Genomic DNA, 21,996 nt, shown 5'->3' with positions numbered 1-21,996 from the left:
GCCGTCCGCCATCGGGCCGACCCAGCCATGACCATCCGAGACGAACTGATCGACCATGTCCCGCGCCTGCGCCGCTATGCGCGCGCGCTGATCCACAACCGGGAACTCGCCGACGACCTGGTGCAGGACACGCTCGAGCGCGCGCTGCGCCACACCGAGCAGTTCCAGGCCGGCACCGACCTGCGCGCCTGGCTCTTCACGATCATGCACAACGTGTTCGCGAACCAGGCCCGGCGGCCCGGCGCGCGTGCCGAGCATGTGTCGATGGACGACGACGAGGCGCTGCCCGAGGCCGCGCTGGCCGTGTCGAGCGGCGCCACGCGCTCGCTGGAGGTGCGCGACCTCGACTACGCGCTGCAGCGCCTGCCGCTGGACCAGCGCCAGGTGGTGCTGCTGGTCGGGCTCGAGGAGCTCAGCTATGCCGAGGTGGCGCTGGCGCTCGGCATTCCCGTCGGCACCGTGATGTCGCGGCTCTCGCGCGGCCGCGAGCGCCTGCGCGCGCTGATGTCCGGAACCCAACCCAGCGCAAACCTGAAGGTGGTGCGATGAACGACCAAGCCACGCCGATCACCGAATCGGAACTGCATGCCTACGTGGACGGCACGCTCGACGAGGCGCGCCGCGCCCATATCGAGCGCCTGCTCGAGACCGATCACGCGCTCGCCGATCGCATCGGCGACTACTTCTCGATCAACACCCTGCTGCACGAGCGCTACGACCGCGTGCTCGACGAGCCGCTGCCGGCACGACTGCTGCCGCCCGAGGATTTCGCGCCCGAGGCGCGGCAGGGCGAGGCGGGCGGCCCGGCGCCCGGTGCGGGCGTTGCCGCCGCGCCGGCCGTTTCGGCGGTGCCGGGCGCGGCGCGTCCCGCCGCCAACTGGAAGCGTTTCGCCGGCCTGGCCGCGGCGCTGGTGCTCGGCATCGGGATCGGCGCGGGCGGGGTGCTGAGCCCGGTCGGGCGCGGCGTGCTGGGCGGCGAGGGCGGCGGCTCGATCATTCACGCTTCCTACAGCGGCGAGGCGCTGGCGCGGCAATCGGCGATCGCCTATGTCACCTATGCGCCGATGATCACGCGGCCGGTGGAGGTGGGCGCCGATCGCGAGCAGGAACTGGTGCAGTGGTTGTCGAGCCGGCTCGGCACCGACGTGCGCCCGCCGGTGCTGACTCGCGCCGGCTACGAGCTGATGGGCGGGCGCCTGCTGCCCGGCGACGACGGTCCGATCGCGCAGTTCATGTATCACAACGCGCTGGGCGAGCGGATCACGCTGAACATCTCGCACCGCAAGCTGAGCTCGGACGTGACGGCCTTCAAGCTCTACCAGAGCGGCCCGGTCAACGTGTTCTACTGGATCGACGGCCGCTTCGGCTATGCCGTCTCGGGCGGGATGGACCGCCAGGCGCTGCTCGACCTGTCGCACGAGGTCTATGAGCAGTTGACGGCCAATGGCGGGCCGCAGCCGGCCAAGTGAGCAGGATGGACGGCACGCGCGGGGCGGAGGAAAGCAACGAGCGGCGCGGGTCCAGGGCGGGCGCGATGCGGATCCGTCGCGCCGCGCCGGGCGAGGCGCCCGCGCTGCTGGCGATCTTCCAGTCGTCGGTGCGCGGCCTGGCCTCGCGCGACTACACGCCGGCGCAGATCGACGCCTGGGCGCCGCTCGCGGCCGACGCGGCCTGGTGTGAAGCCTGGCGCCGGCGGGTCGGCGCGAACCAGCCCTGGGCGGTCGAGATCGAGGCCCGGCTGGTGGCCTATGCCGACCTGCAGCCCAGCGGTTATCTCGATCATTTCTACGTGGCGGCCGACGCGGCCCGTCAGGGCATCGGCGCCGCGCTGATGCGGCACCTGCTCGGCATCGCGCGCGAGCAGGGCATCGACTGCGTCGTCGCCGACGTCAGCCTGCGCGCGCGGGCCTTCTTCGAACGCTTCGGCTTCGCGGTGGAGCGGGAGCAATGCGTCAGCGTGCGCGGCGTGAGCCTGCGCAATGCGCGCATGCGTCTTGCCGTTGCCGCCGCGCCCGCCGCTCCCCTTGCTGCCGGCCCGCTCGCCGGCACCCCCCTCAACGATTGACGTCGACCACCAGCCGGCCGCGCACCTTGCCGGCCAGCAGCGCCGCGCCGGCCTCGATGGCTTCGGCCAGGCCGATCTCGCGCGTGATGGTGTCGAGCTGGGCGAGATCGAGCGTATCGGCCAGCGCGCGCCAGGCGGCCTCGCGCTCGGCCTTCGGCCGCGTCACGCTGTTGATGCCCAGCAGGCTCACGCCGCGCAGGATGAAGGGCGCGACCGTGGCCGGCAGCGCCATGTCCTGCGCCAACCCGCAGGCGGCCACCGCGCCGTCGGCGCGCAGCGAGGCGCAGACATTGGCCAGCGTCACGCCGCCCACCGAATCCACCGCCGCGGCCCAGCGTTCCTTCTGCAGCGGCTTGCCGGGCTCGGACAGCGTCGCGCGATCGATCACCTCGGCCGCGCCGAGCGCGCGCAGGTAATCGGCTTCCCCGGTCTTGCCGGTCGAGGCGACCACGCGATAACCGCGCCGCGCCAGCAGCGCGATCGCGAAACTGCCCACGCCGCCGCTCGCGCCCGTCACCAGCATCTCGCCGCGCGACGGGGCGATCCCGTGCCGCTCCAGCGCCAGGATGCACAGCATCGCCGTGTAGCCGGCGGTGCCGGCGGCCATCGCCTGCCGCGCCGTGAGCCCCGCGGGCATCGGGATCAGCCAGTCGCCGTTCACGCGCGCGCGCTGCGCGAGGCCGCCCCAATGCTGCTCGCCCACGCCCCAGCCGTTCAGCAGCACCGCGTCGCCGGCGCGATAGGCGGGATGCGAGCTTTGCGCCACGGTGCCGGCGAAATCGATGCCCGGCACCATCGGGAAGCGCCGCACCACGGGGCTCCTGCCCGTGATCGCGAGGCCGTCCTTGTAGTTCAGCGTGCTGTATTCGACCTCGACCAGCACGTTGCCTTCGGGCAGGCGGCTGTCGTCGAGCGTGTCGAGGCGCGTGCGGCTCTTGCCGCTTTCGTCCTGGTCGATCAGGAGGCAGTGGAACGTCATGCATCACTCCGGGGGAAGTCGGTCCGCGGGCGGACGGGTACGGCCCGTCGCCGGCCGCGCGCGAGGCAGGCCGGCGAGGAAGCCGTCGAAGAAGGTGTCGAGCGGCGCGCCGTCGCGCAGCAGCCGGGCGCGCAGCACCGCGCCTTCCCAGCCGATCCAGAAGAAGGCCGCCAGGCGCTCGAGATCGGCATCGGCCGCGAGCGTCCGTTCCTGCCGGGCCGCGCGCAGGCAATTCGCGACGCGCGCCTGCCAGCCCGTGAAGATCGCCGCGAGCCGCTCTCGGAAGCCTTCGGGCAGCGCGCCCGCCTCCAGGCCGAGATTGCCGACCAGGCAGCCGCGCGTGAAATCGTGGCGCGCCATGCCGGCCTTGGCGTCCTCGACGAAGGCGGCAAGCCGCGCCAGCGCGGGCTGGCTGTCGTCGAGCAGCCAGCGATCGAGCTTGGCGATGAAGTAGCGGTCGTAGGCGTCCATCAGCTCGCGGCCGAAGGCGTCCTTGCTCTCGAAGTAGTGATAGAAGGAGCCCTTCGGGATGCCGACGCGCTTGAGCACGGCGTCCAGGCCGGTGGCGGCGAAACCCTGCTCGGTCAGCAATTCCATGCCGGCGCGCAGCAGCACGCCGCGCGTGTCGGCATGCGCGGCGGGGTTCTTCGGGGGACGGCCGCGGCGCGGCCTGGCGGAGATCGAGGACATGCGGCGGATTTTAGACCGATCGTCTATAAAATTTAAAGGGAAATCCGAAGGCGCCCCCGACGAGCGCGGATCGGGGCGTTTCAGGCCAACAGGAAGGGCGTGGCGGGGGCGAGATCGAGATGCTGCGCGGCTTGCGCGATGAAACACCGGCTTTCGTCGTCGTAGTCGCAGCGCGTGACGGCGGCGCGGCGCGGGCCGAGGGAGTCGCCCGCGTAGTCGATCAGGTTGACCGAATTCGGCGTGCCGGCGCGCAGGCGGCGCGACACGGCCGTGCCGCCCTGGACCATGAACACCGGCCGCTCGACGGCGCCGTCGCGGCCCGCTTCGTCGTCGCGCGGCGTGACCCGCCAGGCGCCGGCGCGATGCGTGTGCCCGCCCAGCACCAGGTCCGCGCCGGCCGCCGCCCAACTGCGCAGGGCGACCTCGCCGCCATGCAGCCGGTCGTGCCGGTTCGCGGGCCCGATCGCGACGATCGGCTGGTGCACCACCACCACGCGCAGTTGCGCGGGGCTCGCCAGCGCGAGCCGTCGCGCCACGCGCGCCACCTGTTCGGCCGAGATCTCGCCCGCCGTGTGGCGCGCCGGCCGCGTGGTGTTCACGCCGATCGCCAGCAGCGCCGGCGTGTCGAACACGGGCTCGAGTTCCTCGCCGAAGGCGCGCCGGTAGTTCGCGTAAGGCTGCCGCCAGCGCGCGATCAGGTCGAACAGCGGCAGGTCGTGATTGCCGGGGATCGCGAGCACCGGCTGCGCGCCGAGCCGCGCCACGAAGGCGCGGGCCGCCTCGAACTGACGCCGTCGCGCGCGCTGCGTGAGATCGCCCGAGATCACCACCAGCTCGGGCCGCGTCTGTTCGATCAGGCGCACCAGCGCATCGACGGCTTCCTGTCGTTCGTCGCCGAAATGCGGATCGGAAATCTGCAGCAGCCGGCTCATTGGCGATTGCGCTCGGCCTGCTCGGCCTCGGGCTTGAGCAGCCGCAAGGGGCGCTCGCCGACGCGGAACACCAGCGGCAATTGCAGCCGCAGGATCTCGCCGTCGGTGGCGACCTTCACCGGGCGTGGCCGGCGCCGGGCCGAGCGGCGCGTGAGCGTGAAGCGCTCGAAGCCGAAGCCGATCACGTCGTCGGCGTCGCGCATCCGGCTGAACGCGCCGCGCAGCGACAGCAGGACCTGGGCGAGCCGGCCATGCGCGAGCGGCGCCATCGCCACCAGCATGCCCTGCGCGAGCAGCGGCGCCTCGGCCGCGCCCACCTGTTCCAGTTGCAGCCGGTTGTTGGCGACGAACAGCGTGGTGGTGCGCAGCTCGCGGGTGGTGCCCTCGTGCTCGACATGCAGGTGCAGCAGCCGATGCGGGCGCAGCAGGGTGGCGATCGCCGAGCCGAGCGCGACCAGCCGGCTGCGGCCGAACTGTTGCTTGTAGGCCTCGCGCTGCTCGAGCAGGCGCGGGTAGAGCCCCAGGCTGGCATTGACCAGGAACAGCGCGTCGTTGACGAAGCCGACCTGCACCGGATGCACGCGCGCGCTCAGCAGCAGTTCGATGGCCTGCTCGGTGTCGGCGGGGATGCCGTGGTCGCGGCTGAAGTAGTTGAAGGTGCCGCGTGGCAGCACGCCGAACACGCAGCCGGCGTCGTAGGCGGCGCGCGCCACGGTGCGCAGCGTGCCGTCGCCGCCCACGCCGACCAGCACGCCGTGGCGAGCGCGCTCGGCGGCCTGCGCCACGCTGGCTTCCAGCCGTGACGGTTCGGTGACGGTCACCAGTTCGTAATGGCGGCCCGCGCGGGAAAACGCGGCGTCGAGCTGGGCGGCCAGGGTGTCGAGTTCGCGCCGGCGGCCCGAGCCGGCGTTCACCACGAAGATGCAGGGCGCGTCGGGCGCGGGCGCGGGAGCGGGTTCGGGTGCGGCGCCGGCAGGCGCGGATTGCGCGGATTGCGCGGCGGATGGCGAGCTCATCGGGCGGCCCTCGTGGATGGGGAGGCTTACGATTCTATTTCAGTCCGACCGGCGCGCGCAGATCGGAATGGCCCGGAGGTTTCTCCAGCGGGCTCTGTCCCTGTCGATTTCGGCTGGCTACACTGCGCGATTACGCTCGCCGAACGCCGGCAGCCACCACCACGAACACCCGCGGAGGAGACGCGCAGCATGACGACGCAAGACACGATCCAGGCCAGCCGCGACGCGGTGGCCGTCACCACCTGGCGCGGCCCTTCGCTGGAGAACGCGCATCGCGCGCATATCGCGGTGGTCGACGAGACGGGGCGCTTGCTGGCCGGCTTCGGCGACGCCTCGCGCTTCACGCTGGCGCGCTCGGCCGCCAAGCCGGCGCAGGCGCTGGCGGTGGTCGAGACCGGTGCGCTCGAGCGCTTCGGTTTCGATTCGGCCGATCTCGCCCTGATGTGCGCCTCGCACAGCAGCGAGGCGCGCCATGTCGAGCGGGCGCGGGCGATGCTGGCCAGGCTCGGCGCGAGCGAGGACGATCTGCGCTGCGGGCCGCATGCGCCCTTGTCGGATGCGGTCTGGCGCGACTGGATCCGCCGCGGCATCGAGCCGAGCGCGGTGTGCAGCAACTGCTCGGGCAAGCACGCCGGGATGTTGGCCGGCGCGAGGGCGATCGGCGCGGCGCTGGCCGATTACCACCTCGAGGCGCATCCGATCCAGCAACGCGTCAAGCAAGTGATGGCCGAGGTTTGCGACCTGCCCGACGCGGCGGTCGAATGGGGCATCGACGGCTGCAACCTGCCGACGCCGGCGTTCCCGCTGGACCGGCTGGCGCGTCTGTACATGAAGCTGGCCGACGCGGCCGACCGGCTCGATGCCGCGAGCGCCGCCGGGGCCGCGTGCACGCCGCGCGTGGCCGCGTTGGCGCGCCTCTATCACGCGATGACGAGTCATCCCGAATTGGTGGCGGGGGAAGGGCGCTTCTGCACGCGCCTGATGACGGCCTTCGAGGGGCGGCTGGTCGGCAAGCTCGGCGCCGATGCCTGCTACGGCGTCGGCATCCGCGCCGGCGAGGATACCCGTCGGCTCGGCGCTTCCGGCGCGATCGGGCTGGCCGTCAAGATCGAGGACGGCCATGTCGGGGTGCTGGCGATGGTGGTCTGCGAGGTGCTGGCGCGCCTGGACATCGGCACGCCGGCGCAACGCGCGCAACTGGCCGCCTTCCATCGCCCGCCGATGCGCAACACGCGCGGCATCGAATTCGGCCACGCCGAGTTTCCGTTCGAGCTGGCGGCGCAGGCCGCGCCTTGAGGCGCCGCGGCTCGAGACGGCATCGGCTATCGAATTCGGCGCTGCCGGGTCCCGTTCGAACCGGCCGCGCCGAGCGTGTCGACGGACATCGAGGCGCGTCACGCGGCCCGCATCGATGCCCGCCGGGCCCGCCCCGCGGTGCACCCAGAAGCTCGCCGCGCAGCCCGAGCAGGCGGCGCGAGCCGCCTTATTCCGCGCTCGCGCTGCTGGCCGCCGAGGGCGGCTTGCTGAAGCGGATATGGGCGATGCGGCGCACCAGCCAGGCGGCGGCCACGGCCGCGCAGCCGGCCAGGGCGATGCCGATGTGGATCGACTGCACCATCACCCGGCGCGCCGCCTCCAGCAGCGCGGCGCCGTCCAGCCCGGCCGCGTGCAGGCGGCCCAGCAGCGTCCCGGCCACGCCGGGATCGACCAGCACGCGCGGGTCGGCCAGTTGAGGCAGCCATTGCGCCGAGACGCTCGCGCCCAGCACGCTGATCGACTCGGCCACGCCGCCCGCGTAGTGATGCTGGACGATGGTGGCCAGCACGCTGGTGCCGAGCATGCCGCCCACCATGCGCGTCGACTGCAGCAGCGCGGTGGTGATACCGAAGCGTTCGCGCCCGGCGATCTCCTGCGCGAAGATGTTGAGGTTGTTGAGGATGAAGCCCAGGCCGATGCCGACCGCCGCCATCGCCACTTCCAGGATCCAGTGCGAGGTGCCGGGCCCGGTCAGCGACAGCGAGGCCGAGGCGGCCGCCAGCAGGCCGAAGCCGACCGAGAGGATCAGGGTGGGCCGCTTCAGGCGCGTCACGATGCGAATGTTGATCAGGCTGCCCAGGGCGATGCAGGCAGCGATCGGCGTGGCCAGCAGGCCGGCCGCCTCGGGCTCGAGGCCGAAGCCGCCCTGCAGCAGCAGCGGCGCGAAGAAGATCAGCGAGAACATCACGAAGCCGGCCAGCGTGGAGAGCAGGAACAGCGTGACCAGTTGCGCGTCGCGGAACAGGTCGAGCGGCACGATCGGGTGGGTGGCGCGCCGCTCGCAGGCCAGGAAGGCCACGAAGGCGGCTGCCACCACCGCGGCCAGCGTCAGCGTGCCGGTGCCGATGCCGCGCGCCGGCAGCGCCTCGATCAGGAACTGCAGGCAGCCCAGCATCAGGCCGACGAACAGCGCGCCGGCGTAGTCGATGCGCACCTTGCCCTCGCGCGGGCGCACGAAATGCGGCAGGTGCCGCCAGATATAGTAGAGCGCCAGCGCCCCCACCGGCAGGTTGATCAGGAAGGTCGAGCGCCAGCCCCAGTGCTGGCTCAGCCAGCCGCCCAGCGAGGGGCCGGCGGCCGTACCGATGCCGTAGGTGGCCGCCATCACCACCTGCCAGCGCACGCGTTCGCGCGGATCGGGGAACAGGTCGGGGATCGAGGCGAAGGCGGTGCCCACCATCATGCCGCCGCCCACCCCCTGCAGAGCGCGTGCCACCGCCAGCATGCGCATGTCGGTGGACGCCGCGCACAGCACCGAGGCCAGCGTGAAGACGATCACCGCCGCCACCACGAAGCGCTTGCGCCCGAAATAGTCGCCCAGCCGCCCGAAGATCGGCACCGTCACCACCGAGGCCAGCAGGTAGGCGCTGGCGATCCAGGCGTAGTACTCGAAGCCGTGCAGGTCGGCGACGATCGAGGGCAGTGCGGTGCTGACCACGGTCTGGTCGAGCGCGACCAGCATGTTGACCAGGCCGATGCCGAGCATCGCCAGCAGCGCGTCTCGGAAGGGAAGGGAGGACGAGGAATCGTTCACGGCGGGGGCGGGCGCGGCGGCAAAGCCTGTCACGATAGCGAGGCCCCGCGCGCAGCGCAACCGCTTTGCGGGCGGGGCCCGCAAAGCGCCGTCTCAGATGGTTTCCTCGAACACCGTATGGAACACCACGCCGTCGAACATGCCGATCAGCGCGCGCGACTCGACCTGGCTCTCCCGCCGCGCGGGCGAGGCCAGCGCCGCGTCGATCGCGGCCTGGTCCTCGAAACGCATCGTGATCACCAGCGGGAAGGCCGGCTCGCCCACGTCGCTGTGCTGCTGGCGCAGCACGCGCACGTCGTGCGCGCCGGGAAAGCGCGTCCAGAGCGGCACCAGCCGGTTCTCGACATGGTCGTAGAAGCGGGCCTCGCAGCCGGGCTTGATGCGGCCGCTGAAATACGCGCAGCGCGTCAGCATGATGGCGGCTCCTGTCGGCGGGCGGCGGCGGTGGGGGGCGAAGGCCGCCGCATCAGCCGCGTCCCACGAAGGGCATGTGGCTGGCCATCACCGTCATCGACAGCACGTTCGCGTCGAGCGGCAGGCTGTCCATGTAGAGCACCGCGCGCACCACGTTGTCCATGCTCATGCGCGGTTCCACCTTCATCGAGCCGTCGGCCTGCAGCGTGCCCTGCGCCATCAGCTCGCTCATGTCGCTGACCACGTTGCCGATGTCGATCTGCCCGCAGGCGATCCCGTAGGCTCGCCCGTCCAGCGAGGCGGCCTTGGTGAGCCCCGTGATGGCGTGCTTGGTGGCCGTGTAGGCGACCGCCTGCGGGCGCGGCGCGTGCGCCGAGATCGAGCCGTTGTTGATGATGCGCCCGCCCTGCGGCTGCTGCCGCTTCATCAGGCGGAACGCGCCCTGCAGGCACAGGAAGGCGCCCGTCAGGTTGATGTCGACCGCCTGCTTCCACTGTGCCACCGCCAGGTCCTCCAGCGAGCATTGCGGGGTGAACACGCCGGCGTTGTTGAACAGCAGGTCCAGGCGCCCCCAGTGCGATTCGATGGCGTCGAACAGGCGCTGCACGGCGGCCTCGTCGCCCACGTCGCAACTGATCGGCAGCGCGCGCTCGCCGGCACCCGATTCGGCCGCCACCTGCTCGAGCGCGTCGAGCTTGCGCGCGGCCAGCGCGACGCGATATCCGGCCTGCAGCAGGCCGAGCGCGACGCTGCGGCCGATGCCCGAGCTGGCGCCGGTGACCAGGGCTACCTTGGAATTCATCCGTGACTCCTTGCTTGAGGTTGGCGGCCGGGCCGCGCGCGAGGGCGGGTCGGCCGGAATGCGTTCAATGGATCGCGTCGTCGAGGTCGGTCAGGTCGCGCCCGCGCGTTTCGGTCGACATCGCCACGCCCACCAGGGTCAGCGCCGACAGCACGGCGGTGTAGAGGCCCATCACCCAGAACGCGCCGCCCGCCAGACCGATCAGGTAGATGCCGAGGATCGGCGCGAGACCGCCCGAGAGCACCGCGCCGATCTCGCGCGACAGCGCCACGCCGGAATAACGGTAGCGGTTGCCGAACAGCTCGGCGAAGTGCGCGCATTGCGCGCCGAGCATGCTGTTGGCGCCGATCGCCAGGCCGCCGAACATCGCGACGGCCACCCACACCGGCTCGCCGGTGCTGACCATCCACCACGCGGGCACCGACCACAGCAGCATGAAGATCGCGCCGGCCCGATAGATGGTCTTGCGTCCGAAGCGGTCCGACAGCGCGCCGAACAGCGGCGTGGTGATTACGCTGGCGAGCGTGGCGATCATCGCGCAGGAGGTGCCGATGCGCGCCAGTTGCGCGGCCGGCAGGCCCAGGCGGGTGGCCACCGTGCCGCCCAGGAAGGCGATCACGATGGTGGTGTAGATGGTCGAGCCGCCTTGTTCAGCCAGGCGCATCAGCACCGCCGCCGCGACCGGGCGCCGGGCTTGCCGGAGCACCGCGCGCATCGGCGAGCGCGCCACCTGGTGGCCGCTCTCCAGCGCGGCGAAGGCCGGGCTCTCGCGCAGCCGCAGGCGGATCCATACCGCCACGGCGATCAGGATCACGCTGGCCAGGAACGGCAGGCGCCAGCCCCAGGCGAGGAGGGTGGCGTTGTCCATCAGGTGCTGCAGCAGGCTGAAGGTGGCGGTGGCGATGCCGAAGCCGGCGAAGATGCCGACGAAGGGCAGGGCCGCGAAGTAGCCGCGGCGCGGCAGCGGCGCGACCTCGGCCATCAGGGTCGAGGCGCCGGCCTGCTCGGCGCCGGCGCCGAAACCCTGGATCAGCCGCAGCACGATCAGGCCCACCGCGCCCAGCGGGCCGGCCGGCAGCAGGCCCACCAGGGTGGTGGACACGCCCATGATCGCGATCGTCATCAGCAGTACGAACTTGCGGCCCTTGCGATCGCCCAGCGAGCCGAAGAACAGGCCGCCCAGCGGGCGCGCCAGGAAGCCCACGCCGTAGGTCGCGAAGCTGGCCAGGAGGCCCGCATGCGCGTCGAACGAGGAGAAGAACACGCGGCTGAAGATCAGCGCGGTGGCCAGGCCGAAGATCGCGAAATCGTAATACTCGAGCGCGCTGCCCACCGCGCTGGTCAGGATCGCGCGGCGCAACTGGCGCGCGGAAACCGGCCCCGTGCCGGTCGCATCGGGGGAATCCGGCCGCGTGGCGGTGGCCGGGGACGGCGTCACGGGCGTGATCGCGTCGCGGTTGATCGTCATCTCTGCTGTCTCCATGTTCCGGCTTTCTTGTCGTCGCCCGCCGATCCCGCGGCGCGCGTCCGGTAGTGCCGAAACCGGTCCGTCCACTGCGTGGCGACAGACCTTATCGCATCGGTCCGGCAAAACCCTGTGGCCTGGAACGAGTGGCTTCGGCTACACTTGGTTATCGGTAACCAAGTGGTGCAAAATCTAACATGAAGGAGATGCGGATGTCCAAGGAAGCGTTATTGGTTGTTACCCGATATCCCGAGGCCGACATGATCGTGCTGGCCGAGCGCTACACGCTGCATGTGCTGGCCGAGGCGCCGGATCGCGCGGCGCTGCTGGCCGAGCTGGCGCCGCGCGTGAGGGTGCTGGCCACCAATGGCGAGTCGGGCGCCGACGCGGCCCTGATCGACGCGCTGCCGAGGCTGGAGATCATCATCTCGTACGGCGTGGGGGTCGACGCGATCGATCTGGCGCATGCCGCGGCCAAGGGCATCCGTGTGACGAATACGCCCGACGTGCTGACCGAGGACGTGGCCGACATGGGCCTGGCGCTGATGCTGTCGGTGGCGCGTGAGATATCCCGCAACGATGCGCGGGTGCGGGCCGGCGAGTGGGGGCGCGAGCATTTCGCGCTGACCTCGCGGATGTACGGCAAGCGGCTCGGCATCATCGGCCTGGGCCGGGTGGGGCGCGCGGTGGCGCGGCGCGCGGCGGCCTTCGAGATGCGCATCGGCTATCACGACCGCTTCCGCTTCGACGACGTGCCCTATGCCTATCACGACAGCGCGGCGGCGCTGGCGGCCGATTCCGACTACCTGATGGTGTGCGCGGCGGCCGACCAGATCCCGCGCGGCGCGATCGGCCGCGAGGTGTTCGACGCGCTGGGGCCGAACGGATTCCTGATCAATATCGCGCGCGGCAGCATCATCGACGAGCCGGTGCTGATCGACTACCTCGCCGACGGCCGGCTGCGCGGCGCCGCGCTCGACGTGTTCTGGAACGAGCCGGCGATCGACCGGCGCCTGCTGGCGCTGCCCAACGTGGTGCTGCAGCCGCATCGCGCCAGCGCCACGATCGAGACGCGCGCGGCGATGGCCCAGCTGCTGCGCGCCAACCTGGAGGCCTACCTGGCCGGCCAGCCGTTGGTCACCGAGTTCACCGCACATCTGCGCCGGGCGAGCTGAGCGCGAGAGCGCGATTTCGCGGCACAAAAAAACCGACACGGCGCGTCGGTTTTTTATCTGCGCTTGGGCATCAAGCGCTTTCGCGCGCCACGATCTCGTAAGGAATCCGGATCAGCGGCGGCGCCTCGTGCAGCGTGCGCTCGGCGCGCGCCGAGGCGATCTCGCGGCGCGAGGCGTTGGGCCGCTCCGAGCCGTCGATCGCGGCCAGCATCGACAGGCCGGTGGAATGGCCGATCCCGTAGGCGTCGACCGAGACGGTGGTGATGGTCGGATAACAATGGCGCGCCACCTCGAAGTCGCCGAAGCCGGCCACCGCGATGTCGTCCGGCACCTTCAGCCCGAGCCGGTGGCAGGCCATGATCACGCCGAAGGCGTGGATGTCGCTGGTGCACATCACCGCGTCGGTATCGGGCCATTCGGCCAGCAGCCGGCTCAGCGCGGCGCTGGCGTTTTCCATCGCCTTGCCGTGCGCCATGTCGGTGCCGGATTCGTCGTGCTTGACCTCGCGCGTGATTTCGCGCGGCGCGTGGCCCGCTGCCTCGACCGCCGCCAGATAGCCGTTGCGCCGCGCGATGCCGCGCCGGTCCAGGTGCGTGGTGCCGCCGATGAAGCCGATCCGTCGATAGCCGCGCCCGTAGAGATGGCGGACCATCGCGCCCGCCGCGTCCTCGTTCGAGAAGCCCACCACGCGATCGATCGGCTTGTCCGGCAGCTCCCAGGTCTCGATCACCGGGATGCCCGCCTGCTTGAGCATGGCGCGCGCCTTGCTCGTGTGATGGCCGCCGGTGAGCACGATGCCGCGCGGCTGGTGGCTCAGCAGCGAGCGGATCAGCGATTCCTCGCGGTCCACCATGTAGTCGGTATTGGCCAGCAGCAGGCGCAGGTTGCGCGTCTCGACCACGTCGTTGATGCCGCGCACCGTGTCGGCGAAGTTCGAGCTCGACAGCGAGGGCACGATCACCGCGATCACGTTGTTGCGGCCCGAGGACAGCGCGCCCGCCACCGCGTCGGCCACGTAGCCGGTCTTGCGCACCGCGTCCATCACGGCCTCGCGCGTCGCGTCGCTGACGTGCTGGCCGGTCAGCACGCGCGACACCGACATCTTCGACACGCCGGCCAGGCGCGCGACGTCGGCCATGCGCACAGGCGCGCCCGGCGCGAGGGTGCCCGGCTCGGGCGGGAAATCCTTGTTGTTTGAACTCATGGTCTCGGAGGCGGCCTTCGGGTCTTGGCCGCCCGCGGGCGGGCGGCAAACGCCAATTGTAGCCGCAGCGGCCGGGGGTTCCGGACCTGGCCCTGTCCTTGCCGGCGGCAGGCGCCGGCAAGGCCCGCGAGCGTCTATTGCTCGGCGGGAAAATGGATGCTCGCGATCGGCGAGAAATCCCTGGGATCGCGATCGATCAGCCGCGCCGGCGAATAGTCGGCGAGCAGGCCGTCGCGACGCTGGTGGACCAGCTCCTCGGCCACCAGGCGCCCCAGCAGCGGGCCGAGCGTCATGCCGCTGTGCGTGGCGACCACGTAGGCGCGCTGCCGCGCGGTGACGAAACCCACCGCGGGCAGGCCGTCGGCCGGCCGCGAGCGCTGGCCGACCGACAGGCGCTCGATGCGCGCATGCCCGGTATTGGCGAACAGGCGGCGCAGGCGCGTCAGCATCTCGCGCCCGACGTAGCCGTCGACGGCGGCCTGGTGGACGGGATCGGCGCGATCGTCCAGATCGGTCGCCTGCAGCAGCAGGCGGCCGCCGCCGTCGGGCCGCACGTTCAGCTCCGGGCCGATCAGGTTGGCGCGCAACTGCACGAATTGCGGATCGGTCGAGGCCAGGAAACCGCAGGCGCGCTTGTCGGGCCGGTTGGCATCGAGCATGGCCAGCGACACGCCGAGCGCCGGCATCAACTCGGGCGTCCAGCGGCCGGTGGCGAGCACGCAGTAATCGCCTTGCCAGCGTTCCCCCGTCGACAGGTCGAGCGTCACGCCCTGCGGCGTCTCGGCGATATCGACCACCGAGACAGACTCGCGCAGCACCGCGCCGTGGCTGCGCGCCTCGGCCCACAGCCGCGCCATCAGGATCGACGGCGAGACCAGCGCTTCCTCGGCGAAATACCGGATCGTGCCGCTGCGCGCGTCGATGCGCAGTTCGGGGATGCGCTGCTGCAAGCTTGCACGCGACACGTTCTCGACGGCATAACCGAGCGCCTTCAGGGCCGTTGCGCGCGCATCGAGCTGCGCCTGCCTGGCCGCGTCGATCGCCCACTCGTAGGTGCCGCACACGTCCAGCCAGCGCGCCTCGCCGGCGCCGCCGTCCTGCAAGGCGACATGCTCGGCCATGCCGGCGCAGTTGAGCGCGTGGTAGCTCTCGGGTTGCTTGCCGTTCGAATTGATCCAGGCGAAGGTCGTGCTGCTGGTGCCCGAGCCCAGGCGCGACTGCTCGAGGATCGACACCTGGGCGCCGAGCCGGGCCAGCGAACGTGCCACCGACAGGCCGATCACGCCGGCGCCGATCACGGCAATACGGGGAGCGCTTGAATTCATGGGATATCCGCCTCAGAGGTTCTGCGTCAGACCCGACCAGACGATTTCCAGTTCCAGCGCGATCGAGCGGGCCAGGCCGTCGAGCCCCTGGAACAGCGAGGCATTGGTGATGTTCATGCGGTACAGCCACTTCATCGCGTCCACGCGCAGCGCGCCGGGCAGCACCAGCTTGTGCAGCAGTTCCTCGTCGCTGTCGTAGCCGTCGAGGATCGCCTGCAGCGGCTTGTCGATCACGCCCGGCAGCACGAAGGTGCCCGACTGCGACACCAGCCGCTCGTCCATCGCGCTGGGCTCGCCGGACCAGAGGATCTCGTTGGTATTGGACAGGAAGTATTTCTGCAGGTTGTCGCCCACGCGCGGATCGATCACGTCGCGCGACAGGCCCGGGCGCGGCTTCGGCACGGCCCGGTTGTTCCAGAGCGCCGGCGTGTTGAGCGCGAAGATCGCCGCGTCGCCGGTGGCGCGCTCCAGCGCGAAGAAGGCCGCCACGAAAGGGCTCTTGGTGAAGTCGAGCAGCCGCGTGGGCGCGCCGTGGTGCTGCATCAGGGCGAGGCAGCGCAGGTCGTCGTCGAGCGTTTCGGGGTGGGGCAGGAAGTTGTGGGCCTTGCGCCGGAACACGCGGATCGCGCGCTCCTCGCGCGAAGGCCATTGCCGGCGGTCGGGGACGTAGTCGCGCAGGTAGCGCGACAGCGAGCTCTCGAGGCGCCAGTCGGCGTTCTGCTGGCCGCGAAAGGCCCAGCCGTCGAGTTCCGTCGCCAGCGCCATGAATTGCTGCCAATCGGACAGTACCGTGGTCTGCATGCTCTCCTTCCTGTGGCGTGATCGATGCGGGGGCCGCCCGCTCATGCCCGACGATTATCGTTGCGCCTCGTGACGTTTCGCAACCCGGGGTTGGCAATCCGCGCGATTCGCGGCGAAGACCACGAGCAAGGTCGCGATTCCTTGCTCACGGGCCTGCAAGACAGGATGCCGATTACCGACACGCTGTCTGTCTCGACCCGCAACAGCACGTTGCTCGGCAGTAAGCGAGCCTTGGGAAATTAATATTATTAGTCATAAACGTGCCCCGCCGTCGATGCGATTCGGTCTTGCGCAGCCCGCCGCATCGATGCCGATCGGCTCGAGCCAGCCTCGATCGTAGCCGCTGCACGCGAGGGCGCCGAAATATCCGGCGTCCTCGTTTTTCCCGCGCCAATCAAGCAATCGGACCGACCTGTCATTGCCCTCGAACGCGCCCCGCGAGTTCGCCGCCTCAAGCGAAGGTCATTCCAGGCAAGCCTAGGGGATTGTCCCGACTCGTAAATCCGGGTTCGCAGGAAATATTATTAGTAACAAATATCGCTCATGAATATTGCCTGATCGACGGGTTCCCTGATCGGAGCCGGCCGGGCGGGCAAGCCAGATGAAGGGCCGCGACAGGCGGCAAGCGATCGTCGCGACGCGAACATGCGTCGCGGCGGTTCAATCCATGACAGGCGCGCGGCCGGCGAGGGGGCTTTCCGGTGCGGCGCGCAAGGGCAGGGCCGGCATCGCGTTCGTGCCACCTGCTTTCCAGTCTCTTTTCGCTTCTTGATTCTGCTTCGACGATCGCGGCCCCGGCTTGCCGCGATCGGCAGTCGTGTGTGGATCGTCATCGACGCGCGTGGCTCGTCGCACCCAGCGAGTCGGGCGGCGCCGCATCGATGCATGGCTTCATCAGCAAGGCTTGTGCGGTTCTGCAACGGTATCGCGTGACAGATACTTCGGAAAACTTACTATTTGGGATCGACGGAGGATAGGGCTATGTGGAAGCGGAGTGAATTGAGCATCGCGCTGGCGGCGATGACGATGGCGCTGGCCGCCTGCAATGGGGATTCGGACGGCGGCAGCTCGCTGTCCCTGAAGCAGAATTCGCAAGGCGAGAGCCAGGCGCAGAACGGCGCGTCGGCCAGCACCGGCGGCGCGGCCGCTGCCGCGGCCACGCCCTTGCCCTGCGATACGCTGGCCTCGGCGGGCACCGCCTGTTCCGCGGCCCACAGCGTGACGCGCCTGCTGACCAAGGGCTACACGGGCCCCTTGTTCCGCGTGCTCAACCTGAGCAGCAACGCCGAGACGAATATCTTTCCCTACGCGGCCAATTCGGGCGTGACCGCGAACCTGGTCGGCACCACCAACCTCGATGCGCTCAAGCGGGCCTGCGGCAGCGATGCCAGCGGCTGCGTGGTCGACACCATCTACGACCAGATCGACCTGGTCGCGCCGCTGCAATCGGCCGGCAAGTACGGCAACGTGGCCGCCACCCTCAGCGTGGTGAACAACCAGGCCCAGACGCTCACCATCAACGCCACCGGCCAGAGCGTGCCGGTCACCGGCGGCTTCGCGCAATTGCCGCTGCCCGGCGGCGGCAAGCTGACGGTGCAGGTGCACCGTCCCTCGGTCAACTTCCCGAGCCTGCTGAACAATCCCGTGCCGACCAACCAGGCGATCACCATCGGCAACGACCTGCCGTTCGCCGGCGACAAGGCCCCGGCGACCCTCCGCCTGGTGTCGCTGCCGGGCGGGCGCACCACGGTGGCGCTCGACATCCAGGCGCGGCAGTCGTATCGCAACCGCATCGGCACCGTGAACCAGTCGATCGGCGACACGGAAATCGCCGAATACATGGTGGCCGGCGCAGCCCTGCCGTTCGGCGCGACCTCGTCGTGCTGCGGCACCTACGGCAACATGGAGGACAACTCCAGCGGCAGCTTCCAGGGCAACGGCACGGTGCCGCCCTCGGGCGGCTCGATCCCGGGCGACCCGGTGCTGGTGGACGGCAACGGCAGCAAGGGGCAGATCGAGGGCATGATGTTCGGGCTCGCCTATGCCAGCGGCAACGCGGCCGTGTTCGGCTACGGCCCCGGCTACAAGAACGGCGGCCCCTCGTATTCGGCCAACAACACCGGCGTGAACTGGCCCGGCGTCGACGCGGAAGCGGGCGTCTATCTCTACGGCCCCAAGCAGCCGCTGACCACCGACTTCGTGACCGTGCTGGCGAAATACTCGCCGCAAGGCCAGGCGAACCGCTTCGCGGTGAAGGGCGGCGACTCGGCGCAAGCCACGCTGACCTCGGTCTATGACGGCGTGCCGCCCGAGGCTGTCGACTTCTTCAACGACACCGGCCATCGCCTGCTGGGCCGCTGGGAAGGCGGCCTGTCGCTGGGCGAGGGCGGCGACGAATCGGATGCGCCGATCACCTTCTACGAAGGCGCGATCGTCACGAAGATGAGCTCGGACAAGTCGGACAACGCGATCCAGGGCAGCATCCAGGGCTTTTACGGCCCGGCCGTCGACACCACGGCCGCCGCCTGCCAGGCCGACAACCTGCTCACGCAGCCGCTCGCGCTGGCCAATACCTCGGCCTGGTCGACCGGCAGCGGCGGCTCGGTGATCGGGCTGAGCACCGACATCTCCGGCCAGACCAACCATGCCGCGGTGATCGGCAATGCCAGCGGCAGCCCGTTCGCGCAGATCAACCAGTGGATCAAGGTGCAGGGCGGCCAGAGCTACACCTTCACGGACTACCTGCCGGCCAGCTCGGGCCGGACCATCTTCCCGGCCTTCTCGGTACAGACCGACGACGGCAACCAGACCGAATTCGCGGGCGTGCTCAACACCAACAACGGCGTGATCGTGCCGGGTTCGTGGAGCACCGGGAATTCGACGCTGTCGACCAGCAAGGTGGGCAACTGGTGGAAGGTCAGCATGAGCTTCACGGCGCCCTCGGGTTCGTCGAACGCGCACATCTTCCTCGATCCGCGCACCTCGAACGCCTCGGGCGCGCGCAGCAACCAGAGCGTCAACGACGACCTGTCGGCGACGCACTACTGCCCGGGCCTGTCGATCGCGGCACGCTGAGGAAGCGGAGGAAGGCGCCCGGATCGAGCGCGTCGGTCCGGGCGCTGACGAAGTGGGCATGGCTCGGTTCGGAGCAGGTCGCCGAACCGAGCCATGCCGGCGCGATCCGCGCATCCTCACCCATCCCCGGCCGGCTTCGCCGGCCCCTTTGCTTCCCACCTCCCCACGATAATGCAGCCATGCTGCGATGCAGCTAAACTGCACGGACTCGAACCTGGCGACCGCTTTTTCGAAGGCTCCGCGCGCATTCCGCAATGCGGCAAGCAGCTTTCGTTTCGCCTGCGATTCCCGACTTTTCGCCCCAGCAGTCCGTTCCGACCCAATGGAGGAAATCATCGTGGATGCAAAGACCAACGGCACGCTCTATGTGCTGCAAACGCGCCCGCCGGCGATCATCGCGCTGTTGTCAGACGGCTCGCACGAGGCGATCGTGACGGACCTGAGCTTTACCCCCGACGGCATCAAGGTCGACGCCGAGAACGGCGTCATCTACTGGTCCAACATGGGCAGCGGCGTGCACCTGATCGATTCCGACCCGGCCGCGGGCGCCGTCCCGCCGAACGACGGCACGATCGAGCGCGCGAACCTCGACGGCAGCGACCATCGAGTGCTGGTGGCATCCGGCCTGGCCGGCACGCCGAAGGAACTCGCGCTCGACATCGAGGGCGGCCTGATCTACTGGTGCGACCGCGAAGGCATGCGCGTGATGCGCGCGCGGCTCGACGGCTCGGAGGTCACGGTGCTGGTGAAGACGGGCGAATTCCCGGCCGACACCGCCGATGCGAAGCGCCACTGCGTGGGCATCGCGCTCGACAAGCCCAACGGCCATCTCTACTGGACCCAGAAGGGCGCGCCCGATGCCGGCGAAGGCCGGATCTTCCGCGCGAGCATCGACCTGCCGGCCGGCGCGGCGCCCGACGCGCGCCCGGACATCGTGTGCCTGCTCGACAAGCTGCCCGAGCCGATCGACCTCGACATCGACAGGCAGAAGAACGTGCTGTACTGGACCGATCGCGGCGACGACGCGCATGACGGCAACACGCTGAACCGCGCGCACGTCACGCCCGACGGGCTGGTGAACCACGAGGTGCTGGCGCACGGGCTCAAGGAGGGCATCGGGCTGTCGCTCGACGAGGCGGGCCGCCGGGCGTTCGTGACCGATCTCGGCGGCAACGTGCTCGAATTCGACATCGACACCACCGAGCAGGATCACTTCACCTCGATCGCCCACCTCGGGCCGCTCACGGGTATCGACTACGTGGCCTGACACGAGTCGGCACGCCGCGCGCCTGGCGCGCGGCGTGCCGATCAGGTCGCCCGGTTCGCTCAGCGCGCGGCGACGGCCGCGGCGGCGTTGGCCTGCTGCGAGACCTGCGTGAGAATCTGGCCGGCCGCGCCGTAGGACGCGTTCATGTAGATCTTCGCGAACGAATGGCCGAGGGGATCGGAGATCGGGTGCAGTCCCAGCGAGAAGTTCGAGGGCATCACGGTCTGCACCAGGCCGAGGCTGCCGATCACGGCATCCGAGCTCGAGGTCAGGTAGCTGGAGCCGGGCAGCAGGTAACGCGCCGCATTGCCGACATTGACCGTGCTGATCCTGCCCTGCGCCTTCTCCGGCCCGGTGACCAGCACATTGGTCTCGAAGTTGGCATACAGCGAACCCTGGGAGTGGCCCACCAGCACGACCTTGCGGTTCTGCTTCAGATACGCGCGATATTGGTTCAGGTGGTCCGGCAATTCCGGAACCTGGTTCTGCGCCAGGATATCGATGTACTTCTGCTCCAGTGCGGCGTCCATGCCGCCCGCGGGAATGCTGCCGCCATCTATCGCCCGCCAGAAATCGCCCGGGCTCGATCCCTCGATCGCCTTCTGCTTGAACACCTGATAGAGATCGCTGAAGGTGCCCTGCGTCGCGTTGTAGGCATTGCCATAGACATAGGCGTTGCCGGCATTGCGCGCGTTGAGCTGGGTCTTGAGGATCTGCAGGCTCGCGACGGCATCGTCGAAACTGTTGTTGATGCCGTTGACGAACACGATCGCGGTGTTCGACGGGGCGGCGGCCGCGATAGCCGACGCGACCGTCGCCGCATTCAGCGGCACGGAATAGGGCAGCGCGAGCAGCGATGCGGCAATCATCAGGCTGGCTGGTTTTCTCATCGGAGGATGTCCTTGAGTGAGGGAAGGGCACGGCAAGGCGGTGCTCAGTTCTGCAGCGAGCTCGGATCGAAGCTGCAGGACCGGGCGCCGGGATCGTCGAAATACTGGCCGCCGGCCAGCGATTGGAAACGGATATAGGCCTGCGTGTCGGCCTCGGTATCGAGCATGACTGCCCGTGTGTCCTTGATCCGGTCGAACATCGCCTGCTGGTCGACGCCTGACTTGCCGAGCACGCCCTGGCTCAGCGCGCAGGCAATGCCCTTGGCGATGGCATTGCCGGCATCCTTCGCATCGGCGGGGTTGCGGACCTCGCGAATGGCCTGGCTCCAGCCGTAGGCGATCTGCGTGAGTGCTTCGCGGGTGGCGGCGGAGTTCGCGTATTCGGAGGCGATATATTGGGTGACGCGGGCGGGAAGGGGCGGCGGTGCGCGGCGTTGTCCCGCGGCCGACGATGATGCGCCGGAGAACGTGTCGGCCATCGGCGCATCGACCAGCCGGTCGATATGCGAGGGCCGATCGGCCGATGCCGACGTTCCCCGGGCCACGATCGCGAAACACAGGCATGCAAGCAGCCCTGCCGCGAGTATCGCGGCAACGACATATTTCCAACGCATTTTGTTTTGCCCTCTATCGTTTCTTTTTTATTGTGAATTTTCCGGATTGTTCACCGAGTCATTGATTAAGAATGCCAAGCAAAGTTGAAGATTGCATGACAGCATATATTCGGGAAAACGGAAAGGGAGGTTGCCACGGATGTGGCTGGGGAGGGCGTCAGGCTGATGCCGGAGTGAACATCACCTCGGCTCGTCGCCAGCGCGCTGCCGAC

At 69.6% G+C, this 21,996-nt stretch carries 20 protein-coding genes; 7 read left to right on the top strand and 13 right to left on the bottom strand.

All coding sequences use genetic code 11. The annotated features are described in order from the left end of the window. The first annotated feature begins 27 nt into the window (after positions 1 to 27). The 3 genes from FB600_RS11385 to FB600_RS11375 all read left to right on the top strand — a co-directional run bounded on the left by FB600_RS11385 (position 28) and on the right by FB600_RS11375 (position 2,065). Positions 28 to 549, top strand: a complete 522-nt coding sequence (locus tag FB600_RS11385) for an RNA polymerase sigma factor (RefSeq protein ID WP_096748814.1) — start codon at positions 28 to 30, stop codon at positions 547 to 549. After that, positions 546 to 1,469: an anti-sigma factor family protein gene (locus tag FB600_RS11380; protein WP_145756806.1), complete on the top strand. Its 924-nt coding sequence runs from the start codon at positions 546 to 548 to the stop codon at positions 1,467 to 1,469. Before FB600_RS11385 ends, FB600_RS11380 begins: the two co-directional genes overlap by 4 nt. Positions 1,470 to 1,534: 65 nt before the next feature. Then, positions 1,535 to 2,065: a GNAT family N-acetyltransferase gene (locus FB600_RS11375; protein WP_145756807.1), complete on the top strand. Its 531-nt coding sequence runs from the start codon at positions 1,535 to 1,537 to the stop codon at positions 2,063 to 2,065. Here the strand turns inward: FB600_RS11375 and FB600_RS11370 are convergent. From FB600_RS11370 to FB600_RS11355, 4 genes are all read right to left on the bottom strand, one after another. Beyond that, a complete protein-coding gene (locus tag FB600_RS11370; RefSeq protein ID WP_145756808.1) occupies positions 2,055 to 3,044 on the bottom strand; it encodes an MDR family oxidoreductase in 990 nt (329 codons plus the stop codon). The two genes, FB600_RS11375 and FB600_RS11370, sit on opposite strands and share 11 nt — an antisense overlap. A 3-nt stretch (positions 3,045 to 3,047) precedes the next feature. Then, positions 3,048 to 3,734, bottom strand: coding sequence for a TetR/AcrR family transcriptional regulator (locus FB600_RS11365; RefSeq protein WP_098153990.1), 687 nt, complete (start codon positions 3,732 to 3,734; stop codon positions 3,048 to 3,050). 80 nt (positions 3,735 to 3,814) lie between these two features. Beyond that, a complete protein-coding gene (locus FB600_RS11360) occupies positions 3,815 to 4,666 on the bottom strand; it encodes a metallophosphoesterase family protein (RefSeq protein ID WP_098153991.1) in 852 nt (283 codons plus the stop codon). After that, the gene (locus FB600_RS11355) at positions 4,663 to 5,682 is read right to left on the bottom strand and encodes a diacylglycerol/lipid kinase family protein (protein ID WP_145756809.1); all 1,020 of its coding nucleotides are present in this window, start codon (positions 5,680 to 5,682) and stop codon (positions 4,663 to 4,665) included. Before FB600_RS11355 ends, FB600_RS11360 begins: the two co-directional genes overlap by 4 nt. 189 nt (positions 5,683 to 5,871) lie before the next feature. Between FB600_RS11355 and FB600_RS11350 the strand changes: the two genes are divergently transcribed. Beyond that, complete coding sequence (locus tag FB600_RS11350) at positions 5,872 to 6,978, top strand: asparaginase (RefSeq protein ID WP_096748819.1); 1,107 nt, start codon at positions 5,872 to 5,874, stop codon at positions 6,976 to 6,978. A 187-nt stretch (positions 6,979 to 7,165) separates the two neighbouring features. Here the strand turns inward: FB600_RS11350 and FB600_RS11345 are convergent, their stop codons facing one another. The 4 genes from FB600_RS11345 to FB600_RS11330 all read right to left on the bottom strand — a co-directional run bounded on the left by FB600_RS11345 (position 7,166) and on the right by FB600_RS11330 (position 11,436). Then, complete coding sequence (locus FB600_RS11345) at positions 7,166 to 8,704, bottom strand: MFS transporter (RefSeq protein ID WP_060003903.1); 1,539 nt, start codon at positions 8,702 to 8,704, stop codon at positions 7,166 to 7,168. A 141-nt stretch (positions 8,705 to 8,845) separates the two neighbouring features. Then, positions 8,846 to 9,166, bottom strand: coding sequence for an antibiotic biosynthesis monooxygenase (locus tag FB600_RS11340; RefSeq protein WP_096748821.1), 321 nt, complete (start codon positions 9,164 to 9,166; stop codon positions 8,846 to 8,848). Positions 9,167 to 9,218: 52 nt separating this feature from the next. Further along, positions 9,219 to 9,968: an SDR family oxidoreductase gene (locus FB600_RS11335; protein ID WP_096748822.1), complete on the bottom strand. Its 750-nt coding sequence runs from the start codon at positions 9,966 to 9,968 to the stop codon at positions 9,219 to 9,221. 64 nt (positions 9,969 to 10,032) lie between these two features. Then, positions 10,033 to 11,436 (bottom strand): MFS transporter, encoded by a 1,404-nt coding sequence (locus FB600_RS11330; protein WP_105819979.1) that lies wholly within the window; start codon positions 11,434 to 11,436, stop codon positions 10,033 to 10,035. 209 nt (positions 11,437 to 11,645) lie between these two features. Between FB600_RS11330 and FB600_RS11325 the strand changes: the two genes are divergently transcribed. Then, positions 11,646 to 12,608, top strand: a complete 963-nt coding sequence (locus FB600_RS11325) for a 2-hydroxyacid dehydrogenase (RefSeq protein ID WP_096750583.1) — start codon at positions 11,646 to 11,648, stop codon at positions 12,606 to 12,608. 70 nt (positions 12,609 to 12,678) lie between these two features. On the opposite strand, the gene FB600_RS11320 is transcribed toward FB600_RS11325, so the two are convergent. The 3 genes from FB600_RS11320 to FB600_RS11310 all read right to left on the bottom strand — a co-directional run bounded on the left by FB600_RS11320 (position 12,679) and on the right by FB600_RS11310 (position 15,938). Further along, positions 12,679 to 13,746, bottom strand: coding sequence for a LacI family DNA-binding transcriptional regulator (locus FB600_RS11320; protein WP_096750584.1), 1,068 nt, complete (start codon positions 13,744 to 13,746; stop codon positions 12,679 to 12,681). A 200-nt stretch (positions 13,747 to 13,946) separates the two neighbouring features. Further along, complete coding sequence (locus tag FB600_RS11315; RefSeq protein WP_098153995.1) at positions 13,947 to 15,137, bottom strand: NAD(P)/FAD-dependent oxidoreductase; 1,191 nt, start codon at positions 15,135 to 15,137, stop codon at positions 13,947 to 13,949. A gap of 12 nt (positions 15,138 to 15,149) precedes the next feature. Continuing rightward, positions 15,150 to 15,938 carry an FRG domain-containing protein gene (locus FB600_RS11310; protein WP_013698133.1) on the bottom strand — a complete coding sequence of 263 codons (789 nt, stop codon included), beginning with the start codon at positions 15,936 to 15,938 and terminating at the stop codon, positions 15,150 to 15,152. A gap of 981 nt (positions 15,939 to 16,919) precedes the next feature. On the opposite strand from FB600_RS11310, the gene FB600_RS11305 reads away from it, so the two are divergent. After that, positions 16,920 to 19,013: an arabinofuranosidase catalytic domain-containing protein gene (locus tag FB600_RS11305; RefSeq protein ID WP_096748826.1), complete on the top strand. Its 2,094-nt coding sequence runs from the start codon at positions 16,920 to 16,922 to the stop codon at positions 19,011 to 19,013. Between the two features lie 337 nt (positions 19,014 to 19,350). Further along, positions 19,351 to 20,280 carry a hypothetical protein gene (locus FB600_RS11300; protein ID WP_227742975.1) on the top strand — a complete coding sequence of 310 codons (930 nt, stop codon included), beginning with the start codon at positions 19,351 to 19,353 and terminating at the stop codon, positions 20,278 to 20,280. 59 nt (positions 20,281 to 20,339) lie between these two features. Here the strand turns inward: FB600_RS11300 and FB600_RS11295 are convergent, their stop codons facing one another. Together FB600_RS11295 and FB600_RS11290 are read right to left on the bottom strand one after the other, a co-directional pair. Next, positions 20,340 to 21,170, bottom strand: coding sequence for a hypothetical protein (locus FB600_RS11295; protein ID WP_096748828.1), 831 nt, complete (start codon positions 21,168 to 21,170; stop codon positions 20,340 to 20,342). 44 nt (positions 21,171 to 21,214) lie between these two features. Further along, complete coding sequence (locus FB600_RS11290) at positions 21,215 to 21,784, bottom strand: hypothetical protein (protein WP_145756811.1); 570 nt, start codon at positions 21,782 to 21,784, stop codon at positions 21,215 to 21,217. Positions 21,785 to 21,996: the final 212 nt, after the last annotated feature.

The organism is Burkholderia sp. SJZ089 (assembly GCF_007828315.1).
Lineage (GTDB): Bacteria > Pseudomonadota > Gammaproteobacteria > Burkholderiales > Burkholderiaceae > Burkholderia > Burkholderia gladioli.
This window is presented reverse-complemented; position numbering and strand designations above follow the sequence as displayed.